Genomic DNA, 9,254 nt, shown 5'->3' with positions numbered 1-9,254 from the left:
AACTCGATGCGTGGCTCGACGAAGCCTGCCATTCTGGAATCTATGCGCTCCAGCGTTTCGCACGCACGGCATAGGGAGATCTCGACGCTGTCCGTAACGCCGTAACCGAGCGATGGAGCAATGGGCAAGCCGAGGGGCAGATCAGTCGGCTGAAGACACTCAAGCGGGCCATGTATGGCCGCTCCGGCGTGGCTCTCCTGCGCGCCCGAATGCTTCCGCTCCAACCCGCCGGTTGTCACACGAAGTGAGGCAGGACCTCTTTAAGGGAAACTGACAGCCGAACACACGGCCAACCTTGAGGAATGATCGATCGGGTTTCGTTAATTCATCCGATCAACGTGAAAATGCCCTGCGATGCCATGCGGCATTCGCCGACCACCACCATTTGCTCTCGCTTCGCGATATATCGAATCAGTGAAAAGCCGTGAGCCAGGATCATGTGGCGATGGCTTCGTCGAGAAATTCCAGCCAGTGACAAACCGGAACGTCGCTAATGGCCTGCAAATGCGTGATGCAGCCAATATTAGCGCTCAGTATCCGTTCGGGCTGATTCGCGATCAGGTGTTTAAGTTTGCGCTCGCGTAGCGCATTGGACAATGCTGGTTGCAGGACCGAGTAGGTACCCGCCGAACCACAGCACAGGTTGGCTTCACGCGGCACATCCACAGTGAAGCCGAGGGTACGCAGCAGACATTCAATCTGACCGGTCAGATGCAGCCCATGCTGAAGGGTGCAGGGGGCATGGAACGCAATGCGCTGCGAGCGCCGCGCAGTGACGCGGGCGGACAGGCCTGCGAGTTCACCTTGTAGGAAGGTCACGGGGTCGCAGGCCCTTTCGGCGACCAGCCGCGCCTTGTCCGCATAGGCCGGATCATCCTTCAGGTGCTCTCCATAGTCCTTGACCATAACACCGCAGCCGGACGCGTTGACAATGACGGCTTCGGCAGTGTTTTCGACCAAGAGTGGCCACCAAGCGTCGATGTTACGCCGGATATCGTCGATAGCGGTGGCATGGTCGCCAAGGTGCTCGTGAACCGCACCACAGCACCCGGCTTCGGTCACAACCACGCTCTGGACACCCAGTGCATCAAGGACACGAGCGGTGGCGCTGTTGATGTTAGGTGCCAGCGCCGGCTGCACACAGCCGGTCAGCAGCAGGACTTTGCGCGGATGCGTTCGCTCCGGCCATAAGCCGGACGGTCGCGCCAAGGGAATCTGGGCGCGCAGTGATGCTGGCGCGAGCGGACGCATGATCTGACCAAGGCGAAGGGCGGGAGCGAAAGCCGGCGAGGTCAGGCCGTGGCTCAGGCCCCAGCGCATTGCCCGTTCGACGGTTGGGCGCGGTACCGCCGTATCGACCACACGGCGACCAATTTCGAGCAGCGCACCATAGCCCACACCGGAAGGACAGGTTGTTTCACAACTTAGGCAGGTCAGGCAGCGATCCAGATGGACTTGGGTCTCACGTGTTGGCGTGGCCCCCTCGAGAACTTGCTTGATTAAATAGATGCGCCCGCGCGGACCGTCACGTTCATCGCTCAGAAGTTGGTAGGTCGGGCAGGTCGCGTTACAATAGCCGCAATGGACACAGGCGCGCAGGATGGCTTCTGCCGTGTCACCGTCGGAGGTCCCGATGAAGGCGCTGGCGAGTGTGATGTCCATGATGAGGCCTTCAGAAAATCACGGGAAAGATGCCGTCAGGGTCGAATGCCTGCTTCACCGCACGCTGGACGCGCAAGACGGCAGCGTTCGGTGGTGTGAACCAGGGTGTGGGCAGTTGTGTGCCGCGAAACCAGCAGGCGGCACCGCCGAGACGATACATCTCCTGATGAATATCCTCGGGAGCTCGGGTGGTCTTGAGCCACCGGGTTGCGCCGCCGGCTTCGATCAGTGTGTCGCCCGGCAGGCTGAGGGGAGGGGTGGTCGCGGGCACGGTCAGTCGCCACAGCGTACGGGCCGGCGCATCCGGGGTGGACCAGGTGTCGACGAACCAGGGATCGGTCTGATCACGTAGACCTGACCAAAGAGTCGCTGCAGCCGGACCGCTGAGCACATCGCCGCCCAACCCAGTGTGGGCGGCGGTGACCCCGGCCTCCGAGCCGCGTAACCGCAACCACAACTGCCCGTCGCACCAAGCACTTGCTGCGATCGGCAGAGGTTGTCCACACCACCTATTGACCGCGACAACGGCCTCTGCCTCGGAGAGTGAAAAGCCCAACGTGGCTTCGGCACGAGGTAGCGGCAGTGTTTTCAGCGACACCTCGGTAATTGCGCCAAGTGAGCCCATCGATCCCACCAGCAGCCGTGCGACATCGAAGCCGGCCACGTTCTTGATGACGCGACCACCAAAGCGGAGTGCCTCCGCCCGACCGTTCAATAACTTCGTTCCGAGGACGTAGTTGCGCACGCCGCCGGCTCCTAGCCGACCCGGACCGGCAAAACCCGCCGCGACCATACCGCCCAGGGTGGTGGAGGGTGTCGCGCGGGTCGCACCGCCGAAATGGGGTGGATCGAATGGCAGATATTGCCCTTCCAAGGCGAGACGCTCCTCGATCAGGGCGAGCTGCGTTCCCGCGAGCGCCGTTATGACTAACTCGGTCGGCTCATAGAGTACGATTCCGCTCAAGGGTCCGATTTCGAGCGGTGCCGCCGTGGTGGTACAGGGGTGCCACCTCTTGCTGGCGCCGCCGCGGGGGGCGAGCGGCACACGATCGCGAACCGCACGGCGTATCCGCTCTGACAGAGCGCTGATAGCGTCATTTGCGACGGGTTCGATGGTTTCGGTCAGGACGGCGGTGCTGGCCATGGGATTCGGGCTCTAAAATCGAGGCAGATCAGGAAACGGTATTTGACCACCCCGAACGCGCATGCGGCCGAATTCGGCGCAATGCGCGTGACTCGGAACCTGCTTACCGGGATTGAGTAGCTCCAGCGGGTCGAACGCGCGGCGCAACGAAAAAAACTGCTCACGCTCGATCTCGGTGAACTGGCCGCACATCGCGCCGAGCTTTTCCACCCCCACGCCATGTTCACCGGTGATCGAACCGCCCACCGCCACGCAAGCCGCCATGATGGCCTCGCCGAATGCCTCGGCACGCGCGGTTTCACCGGGTTTAGCGGCGTCGAACAGGATGGTCGGGTGCAAGTTACCGTCGCCCGCATGAAATGCATTAACGCAACGCAGACCGAATTCGCCTTCGAGAGCGCGGATCCGGTGCAGAATATCGCCGATCCGCTGACGCGGGATCGAACCGTCGAGCACATAATAATCTGGGCTAATCCGACCGACCGCGCCGAACACGTTCTTGCGTCCACTCCAGAAACGCTGGCGTTCGGCCTCATCGCGGCTCACCGCGATTGAAGTGGCCCCGCCGTCGGTGAGCACGTCGGTCATACGCGCGATGTCGGCTTCAACTTCCTCGGGCGTGCCATCGGCTTCGCAGAGCAGGATGGCAGCAGCGTTCAGGTCGTAGCCGGCGTGAACAAAGGCATCGGCGACCGCTGTCATCGCCTGATCCATCATTTCCATTCCGGCCGGGATCAGCCCGGCCCCGATCACCGCAGCGACCGCATTGGCGGCTTTGGTGACATCGTCGAATCCGGCAATAATGCAGCGTGCTAAAAAGGGGCGTGGAATCAATTTCACACATGCTTCGACCAGCACCATCAACATGCCCTCGCTACCGACCACTGCGGCCAGTAGATCAGGACCGAGAGAGTCGCCCGCGACGCTGCCGAGCGTGATCGGTGTGCCGTCCATCAGATATCCACGCGCCTGCAGCACGCTTTGCACGGTCAGGCCATATTTCAGGCAATGAACACCACCAGCATTTTCGGCAATATTGCCACCGATCGTGCTGGCCAGCTGGCTGCTTGGATCGGGCGCATAGATCAGTCCGTAGGACTCGGCCGCCTCAGTAATCGAAATATTGCGCACGCCGGCCTCGACTGTCGCGATCCGCGCCACCGGATCAATATCGATGATGCGATTGAACTTCGTCAGCATTAGCAAAACCCCATTTGCCAGAGGGAGCGCACCGCCCGACAGGCCGGTGCCCGCGCCACGAGGCACAACCGGGATACGGAAGTCGTTGCAGATCTTCAGAACCGCGATAATTTCACCCTCGGTTTCGGGAAACACCACCGCCAGCGGGTTCTGCCGAAATACCGATAGTGCATCGCACTGAAACGGGGCAACATCCTCCGTACTCACCAGGACTTGGGCTGGCGTCAGCGCCTTGGTTAGGGCCGCGAGGGCTGCGGCTACACGTGCGCTCACCTCCCGGTCCGGTGTCGCGATATGGCACACCATCACGACGCTGATCCTGCTTTCGCGTGAGTCGGTTGAGTGACGATGACCTCAAGCGGCGTGGTCGCATCGGCGGGCAGCGGTATGCGCATCGCGATCAGATTGACCCCGACGCCGGCGATCGAGAGGATGGCCATAATCCAGAACACACCAGACCAGCCAAAGGTCGGTACCATAATCGAGGACACCACCGGACCGATCGCGCTGGTCGAATTTGAAATTACCCCCATGCCAAAAGCGCCGGCACCCACGGTTGCGAGCGGAAATACGCTGGCCGGAGTGGCCCAGTAGTTCGGCGGGATGGCCATGATGAACGCAACCACAATCGCCGAGATGAGAAACATCCCGTATGAGATCGGTGCAAGATAAAGCACCATCAGCGCGCCCACGGCCATCACCAGATTGGTCAGGCCAATCACTGTGAGCCTTGCGTTGACGACGCCCCGGTTCGTGGTCTGGCCGCGGGCCAAACGGTCGCCGAACAGGGAACCGAGGACAGCTGCAAAGAAGCCGACGACACCCCAAATGAACATGATGTGTCCAACTTGGTCGACTTTATAACCGAGGTGGAATGCATAAGCCGGCATGAAGCCACCGATGCTGAACAACGTCCAGGTCAACGGGATCTGCACGATACCCATGAGCCAAGTCATTGGTGAGGACCAGGCACTGGGATGCTTCACCTGCCGCGCGGCGCGCAGTTTCGCAACGAGTTCAGCCGAATCGCGGGCGAAGATGAAATAGACCGCGGCTCCCGCCGCCATGATGAGGGCGGTCACATAATATAAATCACGCCAGCCGATCCCAGCCAGTCCGCCCGTAATCAATCCACCGATCGCACCGCCGAGGGTGATCGCGCCAAGCATTGCCCCTAGTGAAATCCCTCGCTGGCTGGGCCGAAACCAACCGGACAACTGGATCGAGAACAGCGCTATCATCATGATGACAAGGCCTTGTGAAAAGCGCAACAAGGTGAAAAGCACTAATGAATGGGTGAGCGGCATCAGGACAGGGATCAGCACTTGCGGCACGATCAGCAGAGCCTGAGCTAGAAAAATACCGGATTTGATCCGCGTATCAAAAATGCCGCCATGACCGAGAAAGAAGGCGATGAACAGACCAATTGAGAAAGCGTCGACGCCATATGTGGTCAAGGTATTCAGTGGCACCCCGATCGTCTTGGCAATCGCCGGAGCGGCGACGCCAAACGCGGTCAGCGAGATGAAACTGGTGGTCATCACCACGGCGGTGATGAGTGCCATCACCCAGCGATAAGACGAATCATAGTCCGAAGCCGGCATCGGTGCCATTGTCGCTTCCTCCTGGATTGTTTTTTATTCGACCACCCCTGCCGGTTCACAAGGCAGCAGCAACCAGCCGCGTATTTACGGTGAAGCGGAGGGCCGTGCCTTGATTCAAATCAAGATAACATCAGGTCGTTACACGGTCATTGTAAAACGGGCACGGATTGAGGTGTGGTCTCCTCATTTTCTGGCAAAGAAATGACGTCGAGAGCGGACGGTACGCGATGGGGGATTTGATCGGCTAATTCGGCCGATGGAGGCCACTCTGGTTCCACGCATGCGGATAAGGATCGGCAAAAGTTGGCGAACTCACCTAAAATCCTTATTCAACAAACCGCTAGGGGAGATCATCAGGCGAGGAGAGCACGTATGTCAGTATGATCTCGATCAAGGTAACGGTCGTGTCAAACCGCTACAAAGACTTCAGCGCGTATCGAACCGAATGCAATGGGGGGAGCAAATGCAGTCAACCGGGCAACAGCCGCATGTAGGTCTGCTGGTCACATGCCTGGTCGACGCAATGCGTCCCCAGATTGGGTTCGCCGCAATCCACCTGCTTGAGCTGGCCGGCTGTAGGGTTAGTGTGCCCATGCAGCAGACCTGCTGTGGCCAGCCGGCGCAGAACTCCGGTGATCAACTTGCCGCCGAGCGGCTCGCTCGTGCCGTGGTCGATGCGTTTGAGCGGTTCGACTATATCGTGGTTCCATCCGGTTCCTGTGGTAGCACGATCAAGCTCCACTACCCTGCCATACTGGCAGGCGATGCTGCCTACGCTGCGCGCGCTCGCTCGATGGCTACGAAAACTTACGAGATCATGAGTTTCTTGGTCGACGTCATGGACTTCCGTCCGAAAAACCTGCGGCTTTCCGCCTGCGCGACTTATCACGACAGCTGCGCGGGTTTGCGCGAACTTGGCATTCATGCAGCACCGCGCCGCTTGCTTGCAGAGGTCGCCGATCTCACCCTGGTTCCACTCGAGGGAGCCGAGGTCTGCTGCGGTTTCGGGGGGACCTTCGCGGTGAAATACCCAGTGATCTCCGAAGCTATCGTCACCGACAAGGCTGCCGCGATCCGCCGCACCGGGGCCGACCTTCTCCTCGGCGGCGATCTCAGCTGCCTGATAAATATGGCCGGTCGGCTGCACCGGCTCGGCGGCAACCAGCGCGCCTTTCACGCCATCGAGGTGCTCGCTGGCATGTCTGATGGTCCGGCGATTGGCGAGCCGGACAGGAGTGCCTGATATGCGCCACGATCCCCGAGCCTTTGTTGCCAATGCGCGCGAAGCCATAGCCGATGAACGGCTGCACGGAGCAATCGTGCGTACAACCGGCAATGCCGAACGCAAACGTAGCGCCGCCGTGGCCAATTTTACACAATTCGAAGCGGCGCGTGACCGAGGCGTGGCGATTCGAGACCACGTTCTGGCCAATCTCGCTGGCTATCTCGCCGAATTTGAACGCAACGCGACGGACGCTGGGGCGATCGTGCATTATGCGCAAACGGCCGATGAGGCATGTCAAATCGTGCTTGATATCTGCCGTACCGAACGGGCGCAGCGCGTCACCCGGGTGAAATCGATGCTCGGCGAAGAAATCGGTATCCCCCACGCGCTCGACGCAGCCGGTATTGAGCGGATCGAGACCGATCTGGCCGAACATATCATCCAACTCGCCGGGGACCCGCCCTCCCATATCGTCTGGCCCGCGCTGCATCGCACCCGCGCGGAGATCGCCGATTTGTTCCGTCGCTATCACCATGAAGCCCAGGCTAACGACGAGGTGATCACATTAGTGCAGAGTGCCCGGCACGAATTGCGCCAGAAATTTCTCTCCGCCGACATCGCGATCTCCGGCGCGAACTTCCTCGTTGCCGATAGCGGCGCGATTTGCACCGTCACCAACGAGGGGAATGCGGAACTCTCGATTACCCCCGCGCGCGTTCATATTGTTACTGCCGGAATCGAGAAGCTGGTTCCTTCGATGGGTCACGCCATGGCACTACTGCGCCTGCTGGTCCGCTCGGCTACTGGGGCCGAAATCACGCAATATACAAGTTTCTATCGTGGCGGTCGGCGCACGCCCGATGCCGACGGACCACAGACCATGCATATTGTATTGGTCGATAACGGTCGAACCCGCATGCGCAGTGACGGTCTCGTCGATATGCTCCGCTGCATCCGCTGCGGTGCCTGCATGAACCACTGTGTAGTCTATCAGCACATTGGCGGCCATGCCTATGGTGGCGTCTATCCTGGTCCCATGGGTGCCGTAATCACGCCAGCACTCGATGGAATTGCGGCTTCTCGCGACTTGGTGCAGGCGTGCACGCTTAACGGTAAATGCCAGGAAGTCTGCCCTGTTCGAATCCCGCTGCCGAGTCTACTGCGGCTCTGGCGCAACCGCAGTTGGCGTGAGGGTCTCGAACCGCAGGCGGTGCGCGCGGGGCTTGGTGTCTGGGCCTTCGCCGCCAACCGGCCTTGGCTGTATCATGCGCTGATCACCCTGGCGCTGCCGGTAATCCGCCGATATGGTAAACAAGGGTGGATCACAGCGATGCCGCTTGCCGGCGGTTGGACGGCAAGCCGAGACCTGCCGATGCCGGCACGCCGAAGTTTCATGCGACAGTACAAAACCCGCCACCCCAGCGCCGGAACCAGCACGCAATGAGTCAACGTATCAACCTGAACGCGCGCAATCGTATTTTTGCCGCTCTTGGCACGGACGCTCAGACCGAAGCCGCCCGCCATGCCGATGCCGCCGGCCTCCTCGCCAACCTCGGCCAGATCCGCCCGCCAATCGATTCCTCCGATCTGACCGCAGCCTTCATCCGTGCCGCCACCGCCTCCGGACGTGTCACTAGCGTGACGACGATCGCCAGCTTGTCCGAGCTGCCTGGTGTGGTGCGCCGCTACATCGCGGCCAACGATCTCCAGGATGTGATTGTGCTGCAACCCTGGCCCGAACTCCTCGCGCTTGATTGGCAGATCCCCACCACGACCTCTATCGAGCCAGACAGCCTGATCGCCGTCAGTATCGCCCGCGCCGGTATCGCTGAAACCGGCAGCCTGGTTCTGTCCTCTGGCCACCATGAACCGATGTTGTTCAATTTTCTGCCACTGCACCACATTGTCGTGCTCGATGCCCAAACATTATGCGCCCACCTCGAAGATACCGCCGCCACCATTGCCGCCAACCTGGATAACCCTCACGCCATTACCCTGATCAGCGGTGCCAGCGGCACCACCGATATCGAAGGTGTTTATGTGCATGGCGCCCACGGCCCCGGTTACCTTCACATTGCTCTCATCCGCGCGACATGAGGTGTCAGCCCGAGGGTTTACCGATTTGAAGTAACCATCCGGTCTAACTGATCCTCACGGTGATCCATGCCGAAGAAAAAGGATCACCGAAAAATCGCGAGAAAATCAAATGGAAGTTGATTACGAATCTGGCCGCGCGGTCCCGGCGCGATGCGATCGAGAAACTACAGTGGTACGCTCTTCGGTGGAAGATCGAGGTTTTTCACAAGATCCTCAAATCGGGTTGTAAAGCGGAAGATGCCAAGCTGCGAACTGCGCAACGCCTGCGCGCCGACCCCCTGGCGTTTCGAGGTGCCGAAACGGTGCTACCGCAGCAATTGTC

At 60.2% G+C, this 9,254-nt stretch carries 7 protein-coding genes and 2 pseudogenes; 5 read left to right on the top strand and 4 right to left on the bottom strand.

The features are described from left to right. Positions 1 to 248: pseudogene (locus tag ACP5E6_RS14210) on the top strand (transposase); the annotation flags it as partial. Positions 249 to 435: 187 nt separating this feature from the next. Here ACP5E6_RS14210 and glcF read toward each other — a convergent pair. From glcF to ACP5E6_RS14190, 4 genes are read right to left on the bottom strand one after another with little or no spacing between them, the layout of a single operon-like run. Beyond that, complete coding sequence (gene glcF, locus ACP5E6_RS14205; protein WP_427954987.1) at positions 436 to 1,662, bottom strand: glycolate oxidase subunit GlcF; 1,227 nt, start codon at positions 1,660 to 1,662, stop codon at positions 436 to 438. 10 nt (positions 1,663 to 1,672) lie between these two features. Next, the gene (gene glcE, locus ACP5E6_RS14200; RefSeq protein ID WP_427954986.1) at positions 1,673 to 2,806 is read right to left on the bottom strand and encodes a glycolate oxidase subunit GlcE; all 1,134 of its coding nucleotides are present in this window, start codon (positions 2,804 to 2,806) and stop codon (positions 1,673 to 1,675) included. Between the two features lie 12 nt (positions 2,807 to 2,818). Beyond that, positions 2,819 to 4,279 carry an FAD-linked oxidase C-terminal domain-containing protein gene (locus tag ACP5E6_RS14195; protein ID WP_427954985.1) on the bottom strand — a complete coding sequence of 487 codons (1,461 nt, stop codon included), beginning with the start codon at positions 4,277 to 4,279 and terminating at the stop codon, positions 2,819 to 2,821. Positions 4,280 to 4,311: 32 nt separating this feature from the next. Further along, positions 4,312 to 5,619, bottom strand: a complete 1,308-nt coding sequence (locus tag ACP5E6_RS14190; protein ID WP_427954983.1) for an MFS transporter — start codon at positions 5,617 to 5,619, stop codon at positions 4,312 to 4,314. 436 nt (positions 5,620 to 6,055) lie between these two features. Here ACP5E6_RS14190 and ACP5E6_RS14185 point away from each other — a divergent pair, with 436 nt between their 5' ends. The 4 genes and pseudogenes from ACP5E6_RS14185 to ACP5E6_RS14170 all read left to right on the top strand — a co-directional run. Further along, positions 6,056 to 6,853 carry a (Fe-S)-binding protein gene (locus tag ACP5E6_RS14185; RefSeq protein ID WP_427954988.1) on the top strand — a complete coding sequence of 266 codons (798 nt, stop codon included), beginning with the start codon at positions 6,056 to 6,058 and terminating at the stop codon, positions 6,851 to 6,853. A 1-nt stretch (position 6,854) separates the two neighbouring features. Then, positions 6,855 to 8,279, top strand: a complete 1,425-nt coding sequence (locus tag ACP5E6_RS14180) for a lactate utilization protein B (RefSeq protein WP_427954982.1) — start codon at positions 6,855 to 6,857, stop codon at positions 8,277 to 8,279. Next, positions 8,276 to 8,932, top strand: a complete 657-nt coding sequence (locus ACP5E6_RS14175) for a LutC/YkgG family protein (RefSeq protein WP_427954981.1) — start codon at positions 8,276 to 8,278, stop codon at positions 8,930 to 8,932. The genes ACP5E6_RS14180 and ACP5E6_RS14175 overlap by 4 nt, the downstream gene beginning before the upstream one ends. A 59-nt stretch (positions 8,933 to 8,991) precedes the next feature. Beyond that, positions 8,992 to 9,254 (top strand): annotated as a pseudogene (locus ACP5E6_RS14170) (hypothetical protein); the annotation flags it as partial.

Origin of the sequence: Acidiphilium sp., from assembly GCF_049977125.1 — a bacterium.
In the GTDB taxonomy this organism is placed as follows: Bacteria; Pseudomonadota; Alphaproteobacteria; order Acetobacterales; family Acetobacteraceae; genus Acidiphilium.
Note: the sequence above shows the minus strand (reverse complement) of the source record. Positions and strands in the feature narration are given on the sequence as shown.

What these genes read in the sequence shown, in the direction of transcription:
- ACP5E6_RS14185 (WP_427954988.1), top strand. Translation starts at nt 6,056, where the DNA reads ATGCAATGGGGGGAGCAAATGCAGTCAACCGGGCAACAGCCGCATGTA.
- glcE (WP_427954986.1), bottom strand. Translation starts at nt 2,806, where the DNA reads ATGGCCAGCACCGCCGTCCTGACCGAAACCATCGAACCCGTCGCAAAT.
- ACP5E6_RS14190 (WP_427954983.1), bottom strand. Translation starts at nt 5,619, where the DNA reads ATGGCACCGATGCCGGCTTCGGACTATGATTCGTCTTATCGCTGGGTG.
- ACP5E6_RS14175 (WP_427954981.1), top strand. Translation starts at nt 8,276, where the DNA reads ATGAGTCAACGTATCAACCTGAACGCGCGCAATCGTATTTTTGCCGCT.
- ACP5E6_RS14180 (WP_427954982.1), top strand. Translation starts at nt 6,855, where the DNA reads ATGCGCCACGATCCCCGAGCCTTTGTTGCCAATGCGCGCGAAGCCATA.
- glcF (WP_427954987.1), bottom strand. Translation starts at nt 1,662, where the DNA reads ATGGACATCACACTCGCCAGCGCCTTCATCGGGACCTCCGACGGTGAC.